This window comes from Rhodococcus sp. OK519, from assembly GCF_003051005.1.
GTDB lineage: Bacteria > Actinomycetota > Actinomycetes > Mycobacteriales > Mycobacteriaceae > Prescottella.
Map to the genome: position 1 here is coordinate 12065 of NZ_QAOW01000015.1, position 23315 is coordinate 35379.

The following is a 23315-nucleotide window of genomic DNA, read 5'->3' on the forward strand; positions in this document are numbered from 1 at the left end:
CTGTCAGACGAGCGCCATCGCCGCGAACGCCGCGAGGGCGACGAGGCCGGCGCCGGTGACCACCTGGACGCGGCGATCGATCACGCACATCGCCGACAGGAATCCCGGCATGGAGCCACCGCGACGGGTGTGCACGATCGCGAGCAGGCTCGGCATGCAGCGACCGAGACTGACCGTTGTGAACAGCGCGGCACCCAGCACGGGCGATCCGGCCGCGATCACACCCAGCGCCAGCAGGTAGTACGCGCTCGAGCGGATGAAGATCACGAAGCCGGGACCGATCATGGCACCGAACAGCAGCGACACCTTCCACGGCTCCATCGACCTCCGCAGGTGCCGGGGCAGTTGCTTGCGCCGCATCGGCGCCGGCAGCGTGACCAGCCCCATCTCGTGCAGGCCGTACGCGAGCGCGAGCACCGCCCACACCCCGACGGCCCACGCGATCGGCACCGCGCCCGCGACGACGGCGCCCAGCGCGCCGAGGAGCGCACCGGTGGGCGCGCCCGTGGCGATCGACCCGAGCGCGTGCCAGCCCAGGCGGCGGACCGGCGTCGAAGATCCCTTGCGCCCCGGCTGTTTCGGTGCGGCGACCACCCCGGCCACCGACATGCCGCACGTCGACCAGTTGGCGGCGAGCGCGGTGAGCGCGCCCGCACCGATCACCGACGCGAGCAACGCGGGCCCCGCTGCCGGCGCGACGAGGGCACCGACCCCCGCACCGACAGCCGCGGCACCACCGACGAGTGCGGCGCGGGCCGGCATCGACACCGCCTTCTGCAGCGTGGGCCGGATTTCCGGGACGTCGGTCGCTATGGGGGCGTGCGCGAGCGACCCGCGCGTGAGTGTTTCCGTCATCGAAATCCCTCTTCCATGTGAACGAATTGGTGTGTACGTCAACCGGTCACGGTGACGGTGCCGGTCATGTACCGATGGACCGAGCAGTGGTACTCGTAGACGCCCGGGGCGTCGAAGGTGTGTTCGTAGCTCCCTTCGCTCGTAATGCCGCTGTCGAATTCGCCGTCGGATCCGACTTGGTGGAGCAGAGCGCCGTCCTCGAACCGCCACTGCACCGTGCCCCCGACCGGCACGGTGACGTCCATGGGTGCGAAGTGCACGTTCTGCACCACCACGACGGCCGGCGGATCCGGGGCCTGGGGGCCACCGCACGAGACGACCAGCGGCAACAGTGCCGCCGTGCCCCAGATGCGTCGTGTCGCCACTACTGGACGACGACCGTGCCGACCATCATCGGGTGCGGCGTGCAGTGGTAGTCGAAGGTGCCGGCCTCGTCGAAGGTGTACTCGTAGGTGCCCTCGGTGAGCAGGTCGCTCTTCAACTCACCCTGCAGCGACCCCTCACCCGCGACGTCGTGCGGCAGGCCGGAGTCGTCGAACTTCCACTGCACCGTCTGCCCCTTCTCGATGGTGACCTGGGCCGGTGAGTAGGCCATGTTCTTGACCTCGATCACCACCGCCGGTCCGCTGCTGCCACCGTCCTCGCCGCTGCCGCAGCCTGTGACCAGTGCCGCCGCCGCGACGACGCCTGCGGCCAATGCGATGAGCTTCTTCATGATCGGTCCTCTCACCGGATGTACCGCAGGTTCGCGGTCATTCCGGCCTCGAAGTGATATGCATTGTGGCAGTGGAACATCCACTCGCCCGGATTGTCGGCGTCGAACTCGATCGCCAACTCGGTGCCGGGCAGCACGTTGACGGTGTCGCGGCGCAGCCCGCCGTACGCGGGGACCGCGAAGGTGTGCCCGTGCGTGTGCATCGGATGCCACATCGTCGACGAGTTGACCATCGTGATGCGCACCCGCTCGCCCTGTTTCATCACGAGCTTGCCCGCGTCCGCTCCGGCCATGCCCCACACGTAGCGGTCGCCGGCCTGGATAAGTTCGACGCGGTAGTCACGGTCCGGGGCGCGATCCACGAGGCGCACCGCGTCCACGGGACGCAGCTCGCTCTCCGGCACCAGTCGGCCGACGAGTTCCGGGATCCTCCCGCCGACATCCGGATTCGCAATCGGCACCGCATCAGGAGTCCGCAGAATCGTCGAGGCATACCCCTCGCGTCCCTCGACCTTCGCGACCACCGGCCACACACCCGACCGGACGGTGACCAGGACGTCGACGCGCTGCGCCATGCCGACGATCACGGCGTCCGTGGCGACCGGGCGGACGTCGAAGCCGTCGACCGCCACCACCGTCAGTTCGTGCCCGGCAACCGCAAACCGGTACGGAGTCTCCGCCGCCGCGTTGATGATTCGCAGCCGCAATCGCTGTCCAGCCGGCGCCTCGACGACCGCGGGGTCGTTCGGGGGCCGTCCGTTCACCAGGTGCAGCGGGTAGGCGATGTGCTGGGTCATGCCGCCCAGCGCCGCCGAGTCGCCATGACCCTGCGACACCAGGTCCTGCGCTACGCCCATCTCGGTGTCGGAGTGCGACATCGGAGCGGCCCCGCCCCCACCGTGCCCGCCGTGCCCCCCGGAGATCGCCGGGTTGAGCGCCATCAAGATCGCATCCGGCGTGGTCCCGAGCCCGTCGATCCAATCATCGAGCACCAGAACCGCATCCGCATCGGCCCCGGTCCGGTCGTCGGGATCCTCGACGATCATCGCGCCGAACAACCCCCGGTCCGCCTGCAGACCGCTGTGCGAGTGATACCAGTACGTGCCGGGATCGGGGGCGACGAAGTCGTACTGGAACGTGCCCCCGTTCGCGCCGATCGCGGTTTGCGTCACCGGGGCCGCACCGTCCATGTCGTTGCGGATCCGGATGCCGTGCCAGTGCAGCGTCGTATCCGCGGGCAGGCCGTTGTCGACCGACACCCGCACCCGGTCGCCCTTGCCGAGACGTAGTTCGGGGGCCACCGCGCTGCCGCCGTACGTCCACGTGTTCACCAGTCGGCCACCGAGATCGACGGTGCCGGCGGCGGCCGCGAGAGCGAACGACGCGGTGGTCCCACTCGTGGCGCGGGCGGCCTCCGCCTGCGCGACCTCCGGAGCGGTGGGCAGGATGTAGTCGAAGTCGCCGGTCGTCGGGCCGGCCGACGCCCCCGAACTGCATCCCGTGGTGACCAGCCCGAGGGCCCCGAGCCCGACCGCGCCGACGCCGAGCGAACTCAGACGCAGGAATCGGCGGCGGTCGAGCACGAAGCCGCGGTCGGGACGGGTCATCGGATCACCTGGGGCGTGATGAGCGTGCCGATGTCCTCGACGGTGCCGGTGACCGGGACGCCACTGACCTTGTCGCCGTTCGACGCGTCGATGCCGACGATGGTCTTCTCCGTCTCGCCGTCCGCCTCCGGGCCCTCGCCGAGCACGTACAGCGTCCGACCGTCCACCGAGTACGCCATGCTGTCGATGCCGGTGAGGCCGAGCGCGGTGAGATCGAGCGTCTTGACCGGCGCGAAGGTGGACGCGTCGTGCAGTTCGATCTTCACGACGTCGCCGCCGCGGGCGGAGTGCGGGTGGATCTCGGTGTCGGTGTACTCGATCGCGATGCGGGTGCCGGTGTTGTCGATCGCATTCCCGGCGAAGCGGCCGCCGTCCTGTCCGGCATTGCCGATCGGGGCCACCGTCGACGACGGCAGTCCATTCGCGAAGTCGAACACGTACACGTCCCCGTTGCCACCCACCAGCAGCGCCTTCTTCGCGTCCGCCGCCCACGTGACTTCGCGGGCACTGACGAAGTCGCCGGGCAGCACCTTCGCCCGCTTCGTCTCGGTGGGGACGCCGGCGTCGTCGATGGAGATCTGGATCAGTTCGCGGGTCTCCTCGCACACGCTGTAGAGCTCGTGGCCGTCGAGCCACGTGAACGGCCCGCATCCGATGATCTGCAGGGCGCCGCTCTCCTTCTTTGCCGCGAGATCGACGACCCGCACGCCGTACAGCCCGTCGTCCCACGTGACGAAGTACTTGCCGTCCGACGTCACCGCGCTCGACCCCGGACGGGAGTGGACGCGGGCGTAGTCCGGCAGCAGTGCCTCGGCGGGTTCGAGGAGGTTCCCCGAGTACGTCGTCACCGTGAAGTCGGCTGCCCCGCGGGAGCCCCGTGGACGCCACACCTCGGCGGCCAGAACAGCCGGGTCGCTGGTCTTCTCGCCCACGAATCCGTGAATCACCGGATCCCAGATACCGGGGCCCACCACGATCCGGCCCGCCGCGACGCCGGTCGCGGGGTCGATGACGTTGACGCCTACCTCGAGATTGCCGAATCCCCCTGCCACGGCCAGGAGTTCGTTCGATCGGGCCGGCTGCACCTCACCGACGTGCAGCGGTTCGGGGATGGTCGTGCCGATCGCCTGGTCGTCGCGTCCCAGCGAGATGCCCTCGCCCGGCGCCGTGTACGGGACGCTCGGGTACGTGACCTCACCGGCAGTAGGCTCCGCCTCGCTCCCGGCGGCGTCGGACGAGCACGCGGCGAGCGAGAGCACGAGGGCGACGGGAACGGCGGCCGCGGCACCACGGACGAGCCGACGCGAGACAACGGTCATGATCCGGCTCCGACCTTGGGACGGGCGGCAGGACGGGTCTGGCAGTCCTCGCCGATGATCGGCGCCATCGTGCAGGTGTACGACTGGGATTCGTCGGACACGCACCAGATGATCTCCTGGTCGTAGCTGCCCGAGACGGGGTTGTACATGATCGCCTGCATGTCCGGCTCACCACAGAACGCGTTGGAGCACGACGGTGCACCGCAGCAGTCGTAGTACGCGATGAGGTATGTCTTGCCGGTGTCGGGATTGGTGCAGCATCCCACCCAGAACTCGGCTCCCGGCTTGCTGCCCGGGGCGCACGTGGTGACGCCGCCGCCGTTGCAGGCCGCACACGACGTGCCGTCCATGTTGCACCAGCGCCAGTACTCGCACTCGGCCGGATCCTTGCCGTCGTACACCGGCATCAGCGGATCCTTCGCCGGCTGCGGCCCGGGCGCGGGTGGCGCCTCCTGCGCGACCGCGCTGCGCGTGACCGGCAGCGAACTGATCAGCGCCACACCGGATACACCCATCGTCCACCGGCCCACCTTGCTGATCATGGACCGCCGCGACACCCGCTCCGACATGCGGCGACCGGCCCGGCTGACCAGGCTGCCACCGTCGCCGGCCATCCACGCGGCCTGCGCCTGCACGGTCTCCTCGTCGACGGGATACCGGTTCTCGTACATCTCCGGTTCGTGTATCGGCTTGTCGGACATGGATTCTCTCCGTTTCTCGATAGGGATTTTCACACGCGCGCGGCGAGGTTGACCTTCGCCTGCTCGTGCAGGTGCTGCAGCGACGGTGTTCCGGATTCAAGTGCGTTGAGCAGACTTTCGACCTGCGCCATGTGGTTGCACAGCCCCTTCGAACGGATCTTGCCGTGCTCGTCGAGGATGACGCCGTACGGCGTCGTGCCCACCTGGTAGGCGATGCCGACATCTCGACCGTCGACGTAGCTGAGCTCGCTGCCGATGCCGGATCCGGCGAGGAACTGCTCGTGCTCGGCGGGAGTGCCGTCCGAGATGATGACGACCTCGAGGTCCGTCTCCGCCTTGGCCATCGCGCGCAGGCCGGGGAGCAGGCTCTTGCAGGTGGAGCAGGTGGGTGCCGTGAACAGCAGCAACTGCGGCGTGGCGCGGTGGCCGCCCACGCCCACGGTGCGCCCCAGGTGGTCGGTGAGACCCCGGAAGGACGGGGCGACCTCCTCCACCTTGGGCCCGGTGTCCATCATGCGAGCGCCCAGCGGGCCGAGCCGGACCTGCACACGACCGATCTCCCGGGCCAGGGCCAGCACCATGAGGAACAGCACCGCGACGGCGACCGCGAGGATGACGGTGGCGATGAGGAGGAAAGTGTTCATTGTCGATCCTTGTCGTCAGGGGACGTCGGTCAGTAGCGCGAAATCGCCGATGCGACACGCAGTTCGATGGAGGCTTTGCTCAGGTGCTCGTCCACGGGCCGACGGCCCAGGTGGACGATCGAGCGCAGTTGCACGGCGGCCACCACGGCGGCGAGCACGACGAGCACCGCCGCGACCGCGAGGACGTGCTCACCGGGCGGCGGCGGACCGTAGGCCGTGGCCGCGAGCGCCCCGGCCACGACGGTCAACACGGCTGCCCGCAGGGCGTGGAACCACCCGATCCGCGGTGCGTCGTTCTCCTGACCGAAAGCAAAACAGCCACAATCGAGTTCGCGGCGCCCCTGCAACAGATTGACGGTGAGGCCGGCGCAGAAGCCGGCGAACAGCACCGCTGCCACCGCCGCGGCAACCCGCCCCGCGAATCCCGCGATCAGGGCGACCCCGAGCGCGATCTCCACCGACGGCAGCGTCGCCGCGACGAAGCGTTCCAGCGGCGCCGGCAGGATCCGGTAGCCCCGGACCACCCGCAGCAGGCCCTCCCGGTCGCGCACCTTCGGCACCCCGGCGAGCAGCAGTACGCCCCCGACAGCCGACGCGATCATCGTCCACAGCATGCGTCGATTCACCTCCTTCTCCAACGGCGTGGACCCATCGTCGCCAGCCCGGAAGTCGTCCTGGCGACGGTGGTGAAACGTTCCGTCGCACCACGAGTGGGGCCGTGGAGAAGGCGATTCCCACTTGCGAATCGCACATTGTTCGCAAAGGTAACCGGGCGGAAACACAGCGGGACTAGCTTGCGTCGTGTACCACCGGGCGTACAGACGGGACGAGACTCGTGACAGCTGCACTCCGGGCAGCGATTGCCCGCGCACAGGATGCGGAAGGCCCACCGGAGCAGGTGTATTCGCCGCTCCGCGCACTCGGGCGCCGACGGCTGACCTTGATCGACCTCATCGGCCAGTCGCTGTCGACGATCGCGCCGGCCACCGGGATGGTCTTCATCGCGCTGTGGATGACGGCGTACCGGCCCGGGCCCGGCGGGGTGCTCGTCATCGCGGTGACGACGGCGGCCGTCGGCATGGTCGCGGTGTGTATCACCCAGTTCACGCGTCGCCTCGCGGCCGCCGGTTCGCTCTACAGTTTCGTGTTCCAGGGGCTCGGTGTCCGCGCGGCACTGCTGACAGGCGCGGCACTGATCGTCGGCTACCTCGGAATCTCGATCTCGGTGATGTCGCAGGCCGCGCGCAGCCTGCTCGACATCGCAGATCTGCTCGGCCTGAGACTCGGTGGTGCGGGGCCGTGGGTCGCCACCATCGCGCTGCTGGCGGCGGCCGTCGGTGCGATCACCGTGCGGGGGGTGCGGTTCGCGACCCGGGCGATCCTGGTGATCGAACTCCTCTCGCTCATCCTGATCGTCGCGATCATGCTCGGCACTCCCTCCGAAGCCGTTGCCACCACCGCCGGCACCGATGCGCTCCCGTCGGCGCCGGTGAGCCTGCTGCCCTTCCTGGCGATGCTCACGGTGTTGTCGATGGCGGGGTTCGAGAGTGCCGCGTTCTTCGGCCCCGAGGCCAAGCGTCCGCTCGTGACGGTGACCCACACCGTCCTCGTCACCCCCATTCTCATCGGCATCCTGTTCGTGTTCGCCGCCGCGGCGTCCCTGCTCGGCCACGGTTCGGTGATCGTCGGCGCCTACTTCGACGGCACCGCGTCCGGCGCATCGTGGGGCGTCGTCCTCGCGGTGAAGGCGGGCATGACGTGCTCGTGGTTCGCGTCCACGCTCGGTTGCGCGCAGGCCGGATCGAGGCTGCTGTACTCGATGGGTGTCGAACGCGTACTGCCGCCGGCGCTATCGCACGTGCACCGCCGCTTCCGCACACCCGACGTCGCGGTCGCGTTGTTCACGTCCGCGAGCCTGGCGGGGGCGGTGTTCTACGCCGTACGCGCCCAGGCGGACTCGGCGATCTTCGACGGCGTCGTCGAGGTCGGCCTGGTCACCGCCTACACACTCGTCGCGTTCGCGTCCCTCCGGTTCCTGCGCCGCATCGGCGAACACACGGTCCTGACCCGGGCCGCCGCCGGTTTCGTCACCGTCCTCGGCGCCGGCCTGCTCGCGTGCATCGCCGTCGACAGCACCGTGCACCATGCCTGGATGGTGCCCGCCACGCTGGCACTCGTCGGCTCGTCCGGCGTCGTGTGGCACGAGGTGCTCCGCCGGTCCCGGCCCGACAGCCTCATCACGGTCGGTGCCTTCGACTCGGTCGAGACGTCCGACATCCTCCCGGGCGCAGGTGTTCTCGTGGTGGACGAGGACGGTCGACGACACATCGTCGCGAGCGGCGGCCACGACGTGCGGCGGGCGAGAGACGGCGGGCAGTGATGCCGTCCCGCGCCCCGGTCCGCAACGAGGACGCGCATTTCAGCGGTCAGCAACCACAGGCCGTCCAGAAGGCACTCGGGATGTTGGAGGCGGTGGCGCACCTCGGCCCCGGGACGACGGCGAAGGAGATCGCCCGGTTCGCGGGCGTGCCCGCGGCCACCGCCTACCGAATGCTCAATCTCCTCGTCGCCGAGGGATTCCTCGTGCGGGTGCCCGACCTGTCCGGCTTCGCGCTGGGCCGACGCACCGCAGAACTCGCGCAGGCCGCGGCCGAATCCAGTCCGCCTCCCTCGCTGCACGAGACGGTGGAGGAACTGCGGTCGCGGACCCGGTTCGCGCTCCACGTCGCGTCGTTTGCGGGTGGGCGCTTACGGATCGTCGACCGGGATCCCGACCACGAGATCGCGGCAGTCGGGACGCTGTCCAAGCATCTGCACGCCAACGCGCTGGGGAAGGTGCTTCTCGCGTTCGTCCCGGCGGTGGTTCCGGAAACCGAGCTGCGACGCCTTACCGAGTACACGATCTGCGACCCCGACGAGTTGACCCGGCACCTGCACGCCGTGGTGCGGGGCGGCTTCGCCCACGAATGCCAGGAGTCTCGGATCGGCCGCGCCGCGCTCGCGGTACCGCTCCGCGACCACTCCGCACACGTCGTCGGCGGCCTCTACCTCCAAGGCGCCGACGGACGGGTCAACCCGGACGACGCCCTGATCGGATTCCTCGTCGATGGAGCGGAACGCCTCACCGGGAGGGTGTGATTCAGCCCTCGGCCGTCACGAACCCCTGCTCGACGAGCCACTGTCGGGCCACCGCCGCGGGATCCTTGCCCTCGACGTCCACCTGCTTGTTGAGTTCGGTGATCACGTCGTCGGTCAGCACCGCCGAGATGGGCGCCATCACTTCGGCGACCTCCGGATACTGCTCGGCGAAGTCCTGGCGCATCGTCAATGCGGGGTTGTACTTGGGGAAGAACTGCCGGTCGTCCTCGAGTACCACCAGGTCGAGTGCGGCGATCCGGCCGTCGGTGGTGAACACCTCACCGAACTTGCACTGACTACCGTCCGCGGTCGCCTGGTAGATGATGCCGGTCTGCAGAATGCGCCGCTCGGCGCGGGCCGGGTCGAATCCGTACGCCGCCGCCATGCCGGGGAAGCCGTCCTGCCGGACGTTGAACTCCGTCTCCACGCACGTCGCCGCCGCGGCCGGATCGCGTTCCACCAGAGCGGCGTAATCCGACAGCGTCCGCACCCCGGTGCGTTCCGCGGTGGCGCGGCTCGTGGCAAGCGCGTACGTGTTGTTCATCGGCGCCGGGTCCGTCCACACCATCCCGTTGCGCTCGAGGTCCTCGTCGCGGACGGCCTCGAACTGAGCCCGCGAGTCGGGGATCGGTTGTTCGTGGCCGAGATAGTTGATCCACCCGGTGCCGGTGTATTCGTAGCTGACGTCGATCTGGCCCGCCAACTGCGCGTCCCGGGTGCTGTTGGAGCCCTGGATGTTCGTCAGATCTCGCACGTCGGCGCCGGCCGCGGACAGCGCGAACTCGATCATGTAGCCGAGGATCACCTGCTCGGTGAAGTCTTTGGAGCCGACCGTGATCCGCGCACCCTCGAGTTCCGGGACGGGCGCAATGCTGCCGGGGCCGACCTTCAGGGGCAGGGCGCCACCGGATTCGAGGCCGCACGACGCCAACAGTGTCGTCGCGAGCACCACCGCCGTTCCGGCCAGGACACGTCGCATCACCGTCATGTCAGCGCAACCCCTTCGGTCCGAGGTACGTCTCCGCGAGGGCGCCCAGCCAGTCGACGAGCAGCGCGAGCGCCACCGCGAGGACGGCGCCGACCACCAGGGTCACGTTGTCGCGCAGCTTGTATCCGGTGTCGATGAGGATGCCGAGGCCGCCGGCGCTCACCAGGAAGCACAGCGTCGCCGTGCCGACCGCGAGAACCAGCGAGGTACGCAGGCCGGCGAGGATGTACGGCACCGCCAGCGGAAACTCCACACGTCGCAGCACCGTCAGCGCCGACATGCCCTGGCCGCGTCCGGCGTCGACGAGTGCCGGGTCCACCTCCTGGTACCCGAGGATCGTGTTCCGCAGCACCGGGAGCAGCGAGTAGAACGCGATCGGGAGCACACCGATCCAGAATCCCGTGGTCCGGGTCGCGAGGTAGAACAGCACCAGCAGTCCGATCGCGGGTGCCGCCGCACCGATGTTCGCGATGCCCACGAAGATCGGTGCCAGTCTGGTGAATCCGGGACGGGTGAGCAGCGTGCCCAGCGGGACTGCGACGGCCAGCACGATCAGCACCACCACGACCGTGATGAGCACGTGCTGCCACGTGAGCGTCACGATGTTGGCGACGTTCATGCTCGCCTTCTGCGTCGCATTGAGGTCCCGGCTGAACGCCCAGCCCAGCACGCCGGCGACCAGGATCAGCACCAGCATCGGCTGCACCAGCAGCCGCATGCGTTCGGCCCGGGCCGTTGCCTGCTGTCCGGTGGTCGCGGTCATGGCGTCGGTTCCTCCGCCGAACGTTCCTCGGCGGGATGATCGTCGGCGGGATGATCGTCGGCGTGCTCCTCCCGCACCTCCTGAAGCGCGTGGACGAGCGTGTCGATCGTGATGATGCCCGCGTACTCGCCGCGGCGTCCGGTCACGGCGGCCGACGCGCTGGCCTGCACCAGCAGCGCCTCGAGGGCATCCTGCAGCGTCGAGGTGAGCGACACGTTCTCGCCCAGCGGATCCCCGACGTCCTCGAGCGAACCGGCCGACGCGAGCTGTTCGGGTGAGACCCACCGCAGTGGCCGGTCACGCCGGTCCAGGATCAACCCCCAGGGCGCGTCCTGCTCGGCCAGGTCGCGGCGCAGGTCGGCGACCGAACCGTCCCGGTAGGCGGTGGGGCACTGCGCCAGTTCGATATTGCTGACCCGGGAGAGGGTCAACTGCTTGAGCGATGCGTCGGCGCCGATGAACCCGGCGACCATGTCGTTGGCCGGATTGGCGAGGATCGCTTCCGGGGTGTCGTACTGCATGATGTGGGACTGATTGCCCAGCACCGCGATTCGGTCTCCGATCTTGACCGCCTCGTTGAAGTCGTGGGTGACGAACACGATCGTCTTGCCGAGATCGGACTGCAGCCGCATCAACTCGTCCTGCAGCAGTCCCCTCGTGATCGGGTCCACCGCGCCGAAGGGCTCGTCCATCAACAGCACCGGCGGATCCGCCGCGAGTGCTCGTGCAACGCCGACACGCTGCTGCTGGCCGCCCGACAACTGCCGCGGGTAGCGGTCCCGGTACGTGTCCGGATCGAGTCCCACCAGGTCGAGCATCTCGTCGACGCGGTCGGTGGTGCGCTTCTTGTCCCACCCGACGAGGCCCGGGACCGTAGCGACGTTCTTCGCGACCGTGAGGTGAGGGAACAGCCCGGCCTGCTGGATCGAGTAACCGATGCCGCGGCGCAAACGGTCCGCGTCGATCGAGTGGGTGTCCCGGCCGGCGATCGTGATCTTGCCCGACGTCGGCTCGATGAGCCGGTTGATCATCCGCATCGTCGTGGTCTTGCCGCACCCGGACGGCCCCACGAACACGACGGTCTCGCCGGCGGGAATGGTCATCGACACGTGATCGACGGCCGGGTCGTCCTGACCGGCGTAGCGCTTGACGACGTCGTCGAGCACGATCTCGACGCCGGTGCCGGTGCGTTCTTCGGCAGGTAGAAGGTCAGTCACGAAGCCCCCTCGAGGTGGTGAGGCGCCCGAGCAGGACCAGAAGTCCGTCGAGGACGAGCGCCAGGATGACGATGAGAACGGTGCCGGTGAGGGCCTGCGGAACCGCGGTGGGACTGCCCACGCGGGACAACCCCGAGAAGATGAGATTGCCCAGGCCGGGCCCCTTCGCGTAGGCCGCGATCGCGAGGATGCCCATGAGCATCTGGGTGCTGACCCGGATGCCCGCCAGAATCGACGGCCAGGCCAGCGGCAACTCGATGCGGCCGAGCACCCGGAGACGGTTCATTCCGACCCCGCGGGCGGCGTCGGTGATCGCCGGGTCCACCGCGGCCAGCCCGATGATCGTGTTCCGGATGATCGGCAACAGCCCGTACAGGACCAGGGCCGTCACGGTGGGTGCGACGCCGAGGCCGAGGATCGGGATGAGCAGACCGAGCAGGGCGAACGACGGCAGCGTGAGCACCGTGCTGGCCAGGCCCGTCGCCACCGCCGACCCGATCGGACTGCGATAGACGGCGATCCCGACGAGGACCGCGATGACACCCGCGATCACCACCGACTGGACGACCGCGCTGACATGGAGATACGAGTCCGTGAGCAACTGTTGCCGCCGCTCGTACACGAAATCCCACAGGGTCTGGAAATCCAATCCAGAACCTCCCTTCAGCCGCCAGAAAGCCCGAGGAGGGCCCGTCCACTCACTGCAGACGGGCCCTCCTCGGGCCGCGCGGCACTGCGCTTGCCTCCAACACTGCCCCGAATCGGCGAGTTCTGCATGGCAATCGGCAGACTGTGCCAGTGCCGACCCGTCGGTTCTGCCGCCGAGGTCCGCTACCGGACGCTGTCCAGGTGGGAGAGGGGCCGCACCGCGATCCGGACCAGGGCGAGCGGATTGTCGTCGCCCGCGACACGGTTGGCGCCCATGACGCCGCACGCGCCGCACCGGTGGATGATCGACCATTCCCCCTCCCCGCGCACGGAGATGGAGATCGGATCCATCCGCCCACCGCACGACGACGCGCGATCGCCGGGCACCGCCCGGTCGACATGCCTGCTGCACAGGCATGTCGGGCAGTGGTTGCGGTGCGCGGTTCCGGGCGCCCACATCGGGACGTCCAATCCGCAACCGACGCAACGGAAGGACGTACCGCGGCGCGCCGGTCCGTCCCGATGGACGGGTTTGGCGCGCTGTCGGCGCTCGGTTCTACCGTTCCTGCGGGACATGTCGAACCACCTCCCGCGTCAGATCTGCGCGAGATGTTCGAGCGGGAACGGCGGCTGCGCCAACGGTTTCACCGCGATCCGGATCAACAACAGTTGATTGTCGTCCGAGGCGACCGGACCCGCCTCGAGGCGGTCGCAACCGGTGCAGCGATGGATCAGCATCCAGGCACCGTCGCGTTGCACCGCAACGGCGATCGGATGGGTGCGGGCATCGCACCGCCCGTGCCTGCCGGCGAGGCAGTTGGGGCAGTGCGTCCGCCTCTGGGCGCTCGGCGTCGCGGCGGACGCCGTGAGCCCGCAACGGATGCAGGTGAACGTGGACAGGTGTGAAAAGGACGTGCCACTGTGGGACACGGGTGTACTCCTCTGTGAGATCGACTGAGCGGCAGAATGTGCCGAGCACGATCGAGCCCGCGGAAGCATCACACCGGACAGGGGATCCGATGTCGGGTACGGATCACCGGCCGGAGCGGTTCGCGGGATCGCGAAGGAGCTCGGCTGCTGTCCGGGGCATAATTCACCACTTCCATACGTGTAGGAACCCGGCGGCCGTGCCGGATGCGCGCAACCCTAGGCACCGCGCCCGCGGGTGCGCAATCGAATTACCGCTCGACGCCGCCGAGCACCATGGATTCTGCTGCGCGCGAGCCCTTCAGCTCGTCGAGCGTCACGATGTCGTGCAGCCACACCGGTCGATCGTGCGGACGATCCGCCAGACGTCGTACCGCCTAGGCGGTGATCGCGGCCGTCGCCTTCGACTGCCCGGATCCGGTGGCCCACAGCGCGCGCCCGTCCGCGGCGCGCACCTGCACGACCCATCGCTCACTCCCCCACATCCGGGTCGGGGCGAGGGACCGCAGCGCCGGAGCCCGCGTCAGTGTCGCCAACCCGAGCGTCGCGAGGCGTGAGTCCATCCGCAGGTAGGTACGGACCGGGACGCCCAGCCATGTCGTGAGCGCATGCTGATCGGCGAAGTCCGCACGCAGCGCGGGGAAGGCGGGATAGTCGCCGGATACCAGGAATGGGTGCTCGCCACCGTCGCAGCCGCCGCCGGGCTCCGACCCGCGAGCACTCAGGACAGGTAGCGCGGCTGGGGCTCGCTCTTGTGCGACCAGTCCCAGCCGACCTCGTGCTGCGTGCCCCCGTCGAGGTGTTCCTCATGCACCGTGCCGGCAGGCTCGAGTCGCACGATGATCGACTTGGATGTGGGGCAATTGCTCTTGAGCGCAGTCGAATCCAGCGGGACCAGCGGATTGGTCTCGGGATAGTAGGCCGCGGAGGTGCCGCGCGGGATGTCGTATTCGACGATCCGGAAGCCTGTCGCGTAGCGCATGCAGTCGTCGTCGTCCCACTTGGTCAGAAGATCCACCTTGTCGCCGTCGTCGTAGCCGAATGCGGCAATGTCGTCGCGGTGCATGAAGATCACGCGACGGCCCCCTTCGATCCCGCGGTAGCGATCGCTCAGGCCGTAGATGGTGGTGTTGAACTGGTCGTGGCTGCGTAGCGTCTGCAGAAGCAGGTGACCGGGTGGGGCCTGCATGACCTCGATCGGTGCGACATCGAATTCCGCCTTACCCGAACCGGTCTCGAAGGACCGTGAATCTCGGGGCGGGTGCGGGAGGATGAAGCCACCGGGCCGCCGCACGTTCACCTCGTAGCCCTCACAGCCCGGCACCACCTTCGAGATGTGCAGCCGGATCTTGGCGTAGTCGTCGCGCATACCCATCCAGTCGATGCCGTAGCGGTCGCCCAGCGTCGCGTACGCGATCTGGGTGACGATGGCCGTCTCCGACTCGAGGTGCGGGCTCGCCGGATCCAGCGGGCCGCGGGACGCGTGCACGGCGCACACCGAGTCCTCGACCGAGATGAACTGCGGCCCGCTCGCTCGGACATCCTTCTCCGTGCGCCCCAGCGTCGGCAGAATGAGCGCGGTCTCGCCGGTCACCAGGTGTGAACGGTTGAGTTTGGTCGAAATCTGCACCGACATGCCGGTGTTGCGCATCGCGGCCGCCGTCACCCGGGAATCCGGTGCGGCCTCGACGAAGTTGCCGCCCAGGCCCATGAAGAACCTCGCCTTACCGTCTCGCATGGCGCGGATCGAATCGACTGTGTCGTAGCCGTATTCACGGGGTGGATCGAATCCGAACTCGCGCTCGAGGGCATCGAGGAAGCTCTGTGGCGGACGTTCCCAGATGCCCATGGTGCGGTCGCCCTGGACGTTGGAGTGGCCGCGCAGCGGTAGCAGGCCGGCGCCGGGCCGGCCGATGTTGCCCTGCGCGAACGCGACGTTGCACACCTCCTTGATGATCGCGACCGCGTTGCGGTGCTGGGTCAGACCCATCGCCCAGCAGAAGACCGTGGCCTTCGACTCCCGCAGCATCTGTGCGGCCCTGGTGATCTCGGGGCGGGAGAGCCCGGTCGACGCCGTGACCGCGTCCCAATCGAGTTGCGACACGTGATCGCGCCACGCCTCGAAGCCATGCGTGTACGCCTCGATGAACTCGTGGTCGAGCGCATCCCACTCGACGAGCAGCGAGCCGATCGCTTGCATCAGCGCCAGATCGCCGCCGGGCTTGATCTGCAGGTGGAAGTCGGAGAGATCCGTTCCCCGGCCGATCACTCCGTTCGGGGTCTGCGGGTTCTGGAAGTGGAGCAGCCCGGCTTCCTTGAGCGGGTTGATCGACAGGATCTTGGCCCCACGCTTCTTCGCCACCTCGAGGTGGGTGAGCATCCGTGGATGGTTGGTCCCGGGGTTGTGGCCCTGCAACACGATCAGGTCCGCCTCGTGGACGTCCTCGAAGACGACGCTGGCCTTGCCGATGCCGATGGATTCGGCGAGCGCGATCGACGTCGACTCGTGGCACATGTTCGAGCAGTCGGGCAGGTTGTTGGTGCCGTAGGCCCGGACGAAGAGTTGGTAGGCGAATGCCGCCTCGTTCGAGGCCCGCCCCGATGTGTAGAAGATCGCCTCGTCGGGATCGAGCGACTGCAATTCGCGCCCGATCAGGGCATAGGCCTCGGACCACTCGATCGGCTCGTAGTGCGACGATCCGGGGCGCTTGATCATCGGGTGCGTGATTCGCCCCTGTTCGTTCAACCAGTACTCGCTGCGCGAGGCGAGGTCGGCGACGGAGTGCCGCGCGAAGAACTCGGGTGTCACGCGGCGCAGGGTGGCCTCGTTCGCGACAGCCTTCGCGCCGTTCTCGCAGAACTCGGCCGGGTGCCGGTGCCCTGGCTCCGGGTCGGGCCACGCGCAGCTCATACAGTCATAGCCGCCGACCTTGTTGAGCTCGAACAACGTTTCGCCGGTGCGGACGATCCCCATGTTCTCGAGGGCCCGCTTCATCGACACCGCGACGGCCGTTACACCCGCCGCCTTCTTCTTCGGCTTGCCGACCCGCAGATCGGATTCGTCGTAATCCGGACGTTCCGACTGGTTTCGTCTGCCCATGATCTCGACCTCCAGTGTTGGCCTCGCATCCACGGTAGGACACTTTCGGCGGGCAGGTGCGATACCGGGCAGGACGCGTGCTCACCCGTCCCGCGCGGCCGCCCCGTTCACCGGAGCGGCGATCCCGTCGAGCACGAGTCGGACGAGGAAGTCGACCAACTCGCCCTCGCTCCACTGCGGCCGCGTCAGCGGAAGCATGGTCAACGCGCCCCGCAGCGTGTCGAGCACGAGAGCGCCGTCGGCGTCGGGCCGGATCTCACCGGATTCGATTGCACGATCGAACACTTCGATGTACCGGGATCGGACCGGTGCGATGAACCGCTGCTCGGCCTCCTCCTGCAGGGCGGGGTCGGCGACCAGATCGGCGATCAGCCCCGGCATCCCACGCCGGTACTCCGGCAGCGAATGCAGCGCGACCATGTCCCGCACCATCGCGGTGAACGTGACCGAGAACGGCGCATCGGCCGGAACCTCACGCGCCGCCACCGGTTCGCGCCGGAACAGCGTCTCCTGCACGAGCGCGGCTTTCGATCCCCACCACTGATACAGCAACGGGCGCCCGACCTCGGCACGCCGGGCTACCGCCGCGAGCGTGAGCGCTTCGTACCCGTCCTCGATCAACAGCTCCGCGGTCGCCTCGAGCACCGCGCGGTGGCGCACCGGATCGCGACGCCGTCCGCGTGAAGGGCCGTCCTCGACCACGTCGACGCTCCCTTCTCGTGCACACTCCCACCGAAAACGCTGCCAAATTACCTTACATCGTGTATGGCTAATAGTCGGACGATTCGAACGAAGCGGAGCCCGAATGACTTTGATCGACATCGCACGCCCGACGCCGGACGTTGCGATCCTCACCCTGAGCCGCCCGGAACGCCTCAACGCGCTCAGCTTCGCCCTGGTCGAGGAATTCCACGGCGCCCTCACCGCGCTCGAGCGCGACAACACGTGCCGCGTCGTGATCCTCACCGGCGCGGGCCGCGGATTCAGCGCCGGGCTGGATCTCAAGGATCCGGTCCGCGCGGCGCCGACCGCGGCCGGGCTCACCGGACCCGCGGCCGGGATGCGCACGCAGGAATACATCGCCTCGCTCGTCCCGCGGATCCAGCGGCTCCCTCAGACGGTGATCGCCGCGATCAACGGCCCGGCCTTCGGCGGCGGACTCGCACTCGCGGCGGCATGCGATCTACGGATCGCATCGGCGTCGGCGCGATTCGGCGTGCAGTTCATCAAGATCGGAATCTCGGGCTGCGACATCGGGATCAGTTACACGCTGCCCCGCATCGTCGGCGCGGGCCGGGCCACCGAACTCATCACCACCGGCCGCGAGTTCGATGCCGCCGAGGCCGAGCGGATCGGCTTCGTCACCCGCACGGTCGAGAACGCCGAACTGATCGACGCCGCAACCGAACTTGCCACCACTCTGTGTAACCACAGCCCCTTCGCGCTGGCGATGACCAAACAGGTCCTCACCGCCAACGCGTCCGCCGGGAGCGTGGACGCGGCCATCGCACTCGAGAACCGCACCCAGATCCTGGCCGGCACCGGCGGTGAGTTCGCGGAAGCCGTCACGGCTTTCGCGGAGCGCCGCGCACCGTCGTGGGTCCGCTGACCCACATGTCCACCCCAGAGAGGAACCATCGATCGTGAACCGCGACAAGCTCGGCACTCTGTTCGATCTCACCGGCCGCACCGCGGTCGTCACCGGCGGCACCCGTGGCATCGGACTCGCGCTCGCCGAGGCCTACGTGTCCGCGGGCGCGAATGTCGTGGCGGCCAGCCGCAAACCCGAGGCGTGCGCCAAGGTCGAGCAGCATCTTCGGAACTTGGGAGGCAACGCGATCGGAGTGCCGACACACCTCGGCGAACTCGACGACCTGACCGCACTCGTCGACCGCGCAGTGGGCGAGTTCGGCGGCATCGACATCCTCGTCAACGCGGCCGCGAATCCGCTGACGCAACCGCTGGGCCAGTTCACCGCCGACGCGTGGGCCAAGTCGTACGACGTGAATCTGCGCGGCCCGGTGTTTCTCACGCAGGCCGCACTGCCGCACCTCGAGGCCAGCGAGCACGCCGCCGTGCTCAACGTGATCTCCGTCGGCGCGTTCATGTTCTCGCCCAGCGTCGCCATGTACGCGGCGGGAAAGAGCGCGCTGCTGTCGTTCACCCGGTCGATGGCCGCCGACTTCGCACCCCGCGGCATCCGAGTCAACGCCCTCGCGCCGGGCTCGGTGGACACCCACATGGTCCGCAACAACCCGCCCGAGGCGATCGAGGCGATGCGGCAGATGTCGCTGCAGAAGCGTATCGCCGAACCCGACGAGATGGTCGGGCCCGCACTGCTGCTCACGTCCGACGCGGGCAGCTACATCACCGGTCAGGTGATCATCGCCGACGGCGGATCCGTCGTGCACTGAAACCCACCCGAGCACCCGGACGTGACCCGTGCCACTGAGCGAGAAGCGCCCTTCCATTCGTCCGTCGATGACGCCATGGTCCGTTGCAGGCCGGAAACTCCGGCGTGCAACGGATTTCGGAGGTCATATGGCACGGCTCGAGGGCAAGGTCGCGATCATCACCGGCGCGGCGCAGGGCATGGGCGCCGCCACCGCGCGCCTGTTCGTGCAGGAAGGTGCCCGCGTGGTACTCGGTGACGTGCTCGAGGACAAGGGACGCGCACTGGCGGCCGAACTCGGGGAAGCCGCGGTCTTCACGCCGCTCGACGTGAGCCGCGAGGAATCGTGGGAGGCGGCCACCGCGCTCGGCGTCGACCGGTTCGGCGGCCTCGACGTCCTCGTCAACAACGCGGGCGTGATGCACTGGGCGCCCATCGAGGACATAGACGTCGAGAAGACCGAACGCCTGCTCGATATCAACGTCCTCGGGAACCTCCTCGGCGCCAAGGCCGTCGTACCGACCATGAAGAAGGCCGGTCGCGGCGTCATCGTCAACATCTCCTCCGTCGACGGACTGCGTGGCGTCAACGGTCTCGCCGCGTACACCGCGAGCAAGTGGGCGGTGCGCGGCCTCACCAAGGCCCTCGCCTACGAACTGGGTCCGGCGGGCATCCGGGTGTGCTCTGTACATCCCGGCGGCGTGGACACCACGCTCGGCAATCCGGGCGGCCTGGTCGGCGACGACCTGCAGAGCAAGTACGTGGGCGTGCCACTGCAGCGCATCGGCGAGTCCGAGGACGTCGCGCGGGCCACCCTGTTCGTCGCGAGCGACGAGGCGTCGTACATCTCGGGCGCCGAACTCGCCGTGGACGGCGGCTGGTCGGCGGGCACCTACTACCCGGGCCTGCCGGGCACGCCGTCGGCGCTGATGCCGAGCTGACCACCGCGGGCCGGCCTGGTTCGTGACCGTCGTCGCGTTCCTGGCCGGTTTCGTCCGGGACCGGTTCGGCGGCTACGACGCCGCCTTCTACGTCGCCGGCGGGACCGTGCGCGATCGCGGCCGTGATGGCCCTCGCGATCTCCCAGCACGCGACCGATGCACGTGAAGGTGACGAACCGGTCGCGCCGGTGGTGCCCGCATCCCGCGACTCGTAACGTAGGGCGGGGCACATGCTTCCGGACCACGCGAGGAGTCCACATGAGCGACAAGCGAGTACTCATCGTCGTCACGAGCGTCGGCGAATACGAGAGCGTCGGCTACCGGACCGGGCTGTGGCTGGGCGAGCTGACGCATTTCTGGGACTACCTGCACGACGCGGGCGGCACCGCGACCGTCGCCAGCATCGCCGGCGGTGTCGTGCCGCTCGACCCGGAGAGTCTCACCCAGGAAGTCCTGAACGACCTGGATACCGGAACCCGCTACGCGGACCGGGCATTCATGGACCTGCTGGACCACACGGTCGCGGTCGCGGACGTGTCCGTCGACGACTACGACGCGATCTACCTCACCGGTGGGCACGGCGTGATGTTCGACTTCCCGGACAGCCCCGATCTGGCTCGCCTGCTGCGGGAGTTCCACGAGGCCGGCAAGATCGTCTCGGCGGTCTGCCACGGCCCCGCTGGGCTGCTGGGCGCAAAGCTCGGTAACGGCGACTACCTGATCGCGGGGAGAAACGTCACCGGATTCTCCTGGCCCGAGGAGGAACTCGCGCAACGCGCCGACGCCGTGCCGTTCAGCCTGCAGGAGCGACTGGAGGACCGCGGCGCCGTCTACTCGTTCGCCGCCCAACCGTTCGCACCGCACGTCGTCGAGGACGGCCGCCTGATCACCGGGCAGAACCCGGGCAGCGCCCGGCCCGTAGCCGAAGCCGTTCTGAGGCAACTCGGCTGAGCGTCACCCACATGGACCAACCGCGACCACGCCGCCGACGCAAGACCGTCATGGCCCTGCGCATCGCGACGGCCACCGTGGCGGCTGCGGCGCTGGCGGTGACCGGCCTGGGATGGGCTGCCCACCATCAGTTGACGTCGGGGCTCCTCCGCTCCAGCGCCCTCGACATCCTCACCGGCGGCGACCGCACCTCGCAACACGGCGATTCGAACATTCTCCTCATCGGTTTGGACAGCCGAAAAGACATGCACGGCAACGATCTGCCGCCGGAGTTCGTCACCGACGAACTGCATGCCGGGGACAGCGACGCCGGCGGGTACAACACCAACACCCTGATCCTGCTGCACGTGCCCGGCGACGGCAGCCGGGCCACTGCCGCCGCCATCCCCCGCGACGACTACGTCGACATACCCGGGTACGGCAAGAACAAGATCAAGGAGGCGTACGGGATGGCGAAGGCGGACGCCGACGCCGAACTCGAGGAACAGGGGGTGACAGATCCGACCGAACGCGAACAGCGGTCTCGCGACGCCGGCCGCCGTTCGACGCTCGCCACCGTGCAGAAGCTGCTGCGCGTGCCCATCGACCACTTCGCCGAGGTCAACCTCGTCGGCTTCTACGACATCGCCAAGGCTCTGGGCCCACTCGAGGTGTGCCTCAACGCCCCGGTCGACGACCCGTACTCCGGCGCACACTTCCCGGCGGGACGGCAGTCCCTCGACGCGTCGCAGGCGCTGTCCTTCGTGCGGCAGCGCCACGGCCTCGACAACGGGGACCTCGATCGCACCCGCCGCCAGCAGGCGTACCTGACCGCCGTCCTCCGCAATCTCGATTCGACCGGCGTCCTCGGCAGCGTGGCAAAGATGCGCGGACTGTTCGACACCGTGAAGAGCGACGTAGTCATGGACGACGATCTCGACCCGGTCGCCTTCGCGGCGCAGGCACGCAACCTCACGCGAGGGAAACTCGACTTCTACACCCTCCCGGTCGAGGGATACGACACCGTGGACGGCGGGGCCGTCAACATAGTCGACCCGAACCGGCTGCGCACCGAGATCGCCCGACTGTTCGCGGGCGAAGGACCGGCACCCACGACGACTTCGACCGCTACGACCGCCACCCCGACGACCACGGCGGCACCTACGACGTCGAGATCGGCGCGATCGGGTTCGCACACCACGACGACCACCGAGGACACGAGCATTCCGCTCGAGGCCCCACCGACGGAAGTACCTGTCGTTGCGGACGATCCGGATGGCATTCCCTGCGTCGACTGATGCCGGGACTGTCTACTGATGTCGGGACTGTCTACTGATGTCGGGACTACGGCAAGAGCACGAATTTTCCTCGGGCGTGCGGTGCCAGCAGTGCCCGGTGGGCGTCCGCCGCTTCCGTGAGCGGGAACCGGGTGCCCACCACGACGTCGAGGCCGCCGTGCGCGGCCATGTCGACCAACAACGGGCGCGCCTCACGCCGGATACGGGCGCTGTTCTCGTTCGGTCCACCGATCGCGAGGAAACCATCCTGTGCGGCACGACCGAAAGCGACAAGACTGACGATCCGCTCCGGTTCGACGCCCAGCGCGAGAGACTCGTCGATCACCTCGTCGGTGCCGACGGTATCGACGACAGCGTCTACGCCGTCGGGGGCGATCTCGTGAATCCGGGCAGGCAGATCCGGACCCGGCAGCACGGGGATGGCGCCCAGGGTGCGGAGGAAATCGTGGTGGGCGGACCACGCCACCCCGATGGTCACGGCGCCCCGGGCCACCGCCAGTTGAACGGTCAATTCACCGACGCCCCCCGCCGCGCCCTGGACGACGACGGCCTCACCCGCCATGACCTTGGTGACTTCGAGGGCCTCATAGGCCGTGGTCCCCGCGACGAGCAGACACGCCGCACTCTCCCACGTCATCGAGTCCGGTTTCGGCAGAACATCATCCGCCGAGAGCAGCACCAGATCCGAGTAGGCGCCCTCGCCTACGTAGGCGAGGACCTCGTCGCCGACCCGAACGGACTGGACGTCGGCGCCGACCTGGAGGACGACGCCGGCCCCCTCCACACCCAACCGGATCGGCAGACGAGCGGGGTCGGTGCCGAACGCCCCGCTGTAGACCTTGGCGTCGAGCGGGTTGACTCCCACGGCACGCATCTCGACGACCACCTCACCCGCGCCCGGAGGCGGGATGTCCTGGTCGATCACCTCGAGGACCTCGGGTCCCCCGTACGCGGTCGCGACCTATTCCCGCGAGGGAACCGGTCAGTTCGATGCGGCCGATTCCGCCACGCGGCGCTCGAGATTCTCGGCGACCTCACGCCGCCAGGCCGCGACCGGCTTGGTGGTGTCCATCTCGAACTCGAACCGGTTGGTCATGTCCGGGGTGATGTCGGCGACGTCGACGTAGAACTG

At 68.6% G+C, this 23315-nt stretch carries 25 protein-coding genes and 2 pseudogenes; 8 read left to right on the forward strand and 19 right to left on the reverse strand.

The annotated features are described in order from the left end of the window. Nucleotides 1-3: 3 nt before the first annotated feature. From C8K36_RS23460 to C8K36_RS23495, 8 genes are read right to left on the reverse strand one after another with little or no spacing between them, the layout of a single operon-like run. On the reverse strand, nt 4-855 hold the full coding sequence (locus C8K36_RS23460; RefSeq protein ID WP_107987455.1) for a methylamine utilization protein: 852 nt from the start codon (nt 853-855) through the stop codon (nt 4-6). 38 nt (nt 856-893) lie between these two features. Beyond that, the gene (locus C8K36_RS23465; RefSeq protein ID WP_420910937.1) at nt 894-1220 is read right to left on the reverse strand and encodes a cupredoxin domain-containing protein; all 327 of its coding nucleotides are present in this window, start codon (nt 1218-1220) and stop codon (nt 894-896) included. Continuing rightward, nucleotides 1220-1570 (reverse strand): cupredoxin domain-containing protein, encoded by a 351-nt coding sequence (locus tag C8K36_RS23470; protein ID WP_107987456.1) that lies wholly within the window; start codon nt 1568-1570, stop codon nt 1220-1222. The genes C8K36_RS23465 and C8K36_RS23470 overlap by 1 nt, the downstream gene beginning before the upstream one ends. Nucleotides 1571-1581: 11 nt before the next feature. Further along, the gene (locus C8K36_RS23475; protein WP_107987457.1) at nt 1582-3177 is read right to left on the reverse strand and encodes a multicopper oxidase family protein; all 1596 of its coding nucleotides are present in this window, start codon (nt 3175-3177) and stop codon (nt 1582-1584) included. Then, complete coding sequence (locus C8K36_RS23480) at nt 3174-4496, reverse strand: hypothetical protein (RefSeq protein WP_107987458.1); 1323 nt, start codon at nt 4494-4496, stop codon at nt 3174-3176. Before C8K36_RS23480 ends, C8K36_RS23475 begins: the two co-directional genes overlap by 4 nt. Next, nucleotides 4493-5197, reverse strand: coding sequence for a methylamine dehydrogenase light chain (locus tag C8K36_RS23485; protein ID WP_107987459.1), 705 nt, complete (start codon nt 5195-5197; stop codon nt 4493-4495). The genes C8K36_RS23480 and C8K36_RS23485 overlap by 4 nt, the downstream gene beginning before the upstream one ends. 29 nt (nt 5198-5226) lie before the next feature. Continuing rightward, nucleotides 5227-5841: a redoxin domain-containing protein gene (locus tag C8K36_RS23490; protein WP_107987460.1), complete on the reverse strand. Its 615-nt coding sequence runs from the start codon at nt 5839-5841 to the stop codon at nt 5227-5229. A 29-nt stretch (nt 5842-5870) separates the two neighbouring features. Further along, a complete protein-coding gene (locus tag C8K36_RS23495) occupies nt 5871-6455 on the reverse strand; it encodes a MauE/DoxX family redox-associated membrane protein (protein ID WP_107987461.1) in 585 nt (194 codons plus the stop codon). Nucleotides 6456-6676: 221 nt separating this feature from the next. Between C8K36_RS23495 and C8K36_RS23500 the strand changes: the two genes are divergently transcribed. Further along, the gene (locus tag C8K36_RS23500; protein WP_107987462.1) at nt 6677-8221 is read left to right on the forward strand and encodes an APC family permease; all 1545 of its coding nucleotides are present in this window, start codon (nt 6677-6679) and stop codon (nt 8219-8221) included. Then, nucleotides 8221-8979: an IclR family transcriptional regulator gene (locus tag C8K36_RS23505; protein WP_107987463.1), complete on the forward strand. Its 759-nt coding sequence runs from the start codon at nt 8221-8223 to the stop codon at nt 8977-8979. The genes C8K36_RS23500 and C8K36_RS23505 overlap by 1 nt, the downstream gene beginning before the upstream one ends. 1 nt (nt 8980) lies before the next feature. Here C8K36_RS23505 and C8K36_RS23510 read toward each other — a convergent pair whose 3' ends face one another. The 9 genes from C8K36_RS23510 to C8K36_RS23550 all read right to left on the reverse strand — a co-directional run bounded on the left by C8K36_RS23510 (nt 8981) and on the right by C8K36_RS23550 (nt 17324). Beyond that, entirely contained in the window at nt 8981-9967 is a 987-nt protein-coding gene (locus tag C8K36_RS23510) for a glycine betaine ABC transporter substrate-binding protein (RefSeq protein ID WP_107987464.1), read from the reverse strand. Nucleotide 9968: 1 nt separating this feature from the next. Beyond that, nucleotides 9969-10730, reverse strand: coding sequence for an ABC transporter permease (locus C8K36_RS23515; RefSeq protein WP_107987465.1), 762 nt, complete (start codon nt 10728-10730; stop codon nt 9969-9971). Next, nucleotides 10727-11947 (reverse strand): ABC transporter ATP-binding protein, encoded by a 1221-nt coding sequence (locus tag C8K36_RS23520; protein WP_107987466.1) that lies wholly within the window; start codon nt 11945-11947, stop codon nt 10727-10729. The genes C8K36_RS23515 and C8K36_RS23520 overlap by 4 nt, the downstream gene beginning before the upstream one ends. Continuing rightward, nucleotides 11940-12596, reverse strand: coding sequence for an ABC transporter permease (locus C8K36_RS23525; RefSeq protein WP_107987467.1), 657 nt, complete (start codon nt 12594-12596; stop codon nt 11940-11942). The genes C8K36_RS23520 and C8K36_RS23525 overlap by 8 nt, the downstream gene beginning before the upstream one ends. Nucleotides 12597-12778: 182 nt before the next feature. Beyond that, the gene (locus C8K36_RS23530) at nt 12779-13171 is read right to left on the reverse strand and encodes an RNHCP domain-containing protein (protein WP_107987468.1); all 393 of its coding nucleotides are present in this window, start codon (nt 13169-13171) and stop codon (nt 12779-12781) included. 18 nt (nt 13172-13189) lie between these two features. Further along, on the reverse strand, nt 13190-13525 hold the full coding sequence (locus tag C8K36_RS23535) for an RNHCP domain-containing protein (protein WP_219910043.1): 336 nt from the start codon (nt 13523-13525) through the stop codon (nt 13190-13192). 374 nt (nt 13526-13899) lie between these two features. After that, nucleotides 13900-14085, reverse strand: a complete 186-nt coding sequence (locus C8K36_RS23540; protein ID WP_107987469.1) for a hypothetical protein — start codon at nt 14083-14085, stop codon at nt 13900-13902. Between the two features lie 158 nt (nt 14086-14243). Continuing rightward, nucleotides 14244-16622: an FdhF/YdeP family oxidoreductase gene (locus tag C8K36_RS23545; protein ID WP_107987479.1), complete on the reverse strand. Its 2379-nt coding sequence runs from the start codon at nt 16620-16622 to the stop codon at nt 14244-14246. 81 nt (nt 16623-16703) lie between these two features. After that, the gene (locus C8K36_RS23550; RefSeq protein ID WP_107987470.1) at nt 16704-17324 is read right to left on the reverse strand and encodes a TetR/AcrR family transcriptional regulator; all 621 of its coding nucleotides are present in this window, start codon (nt 17322-17324) and stop codon (nt 16704-16706) included. A gap of 103 nt (nt 17325-17427) precedes the next feature. Between C8K36_RS23550 and C8K36_RS23555 the strand changes: the two genes are divergently transcribed. From C8K36_RS23555 to C8K36_RS23575, 6 genes and pseudogenes are all read left to right on the forward strand, one after another. Next, complete coding sequence (locus C8K36_RS23555) at nt 17428-18231, forward strand: enoyl-CoA hydratase/isomerase family protein (protein ID WP_107987471.1); 804 nt, start codon at nt 17428-17430, stop codon at nt 18229-18231. Between the two features lie 34 nt (nt 18232-18265). Continuing rightward, nucleotides 18266-19036 carry an SDR family NAD(P)-dependent oxidoreductase gene (locus C8K36_RS23560; protein WP_107987472.1) on the forward strand — a complete coding sequence of 257 codons (771 nt, stop codon included), beginning with the start codon at nt 18266-18268 and terminating at the stop codon, nt 19034-19036. Between the two features lie 127 nt (nt 19037-19163). Next, nucleotides 19164-19955 (forward strand): SDR family NAD(P)-dependent oxidoreductase, encoded by a 792-nt coding sequence (locus C8K36_RS23565; RefSeq protein WP_107987473.1) that lies wholly within the window; start codon nt 19164-19166, stop codon nt 19953-19955. Nucleotides 19956-19983: 28 nt separating this feature from the next. Next, nucleotides 19984-20170: pseudogene (locus C8K36_RS25305) on the forward strand (hypothetical protein); the annotation flags it as partial. 43 nt (nt 20171-20213) lie between these two features. After that, complete coding sequence (locus tag C8K36_RS23570; protein WP_107987474.1) at nt 20214-20906, forward strand: type 1 glutamine amidotransferase domain-containing protein; 693 nt, start codon at nt 20214-20216, stop codon at nt 20904-20906. Between the two features lie 11 nt (nt 20907-20917). Beyond that, nucleotides 20918-22183 carry an LCP family protein gene (locus C8K36_RS23575; protein WP_107987475.1) on the forward strand — a complete coding sequence of 422 codons (1266 nt, stop codon included), beginning with the start codon at nt 20918-20920 and terminating at the stop codon, nt 22181-22183. 46 nt (nt 22184-22229) lie between these two features. Here the strand turns inward: C8K36_RS23575 and C8K36_RS23580 are convergent, their stop codons facing one another. Then, nucleotides 22230-23108, reverse strand: a complete 879-nt coding sequence (locus C8K36_RS23580; protein ID WP_258195573.1) for an NADP-dependent oxidoreductase — start codon at nt 23106-23108, stop codon at nt 22230-22232. Between the two features lie 57 nt (nt 23109-23165). Further along, nucleotides 23166-23315 (reverse strand): annotated as a pseudogene (locus tag C8K36_RS25310) (3-ketosteroid-9-alpha-hydroxylase); the annotation flags it as partial.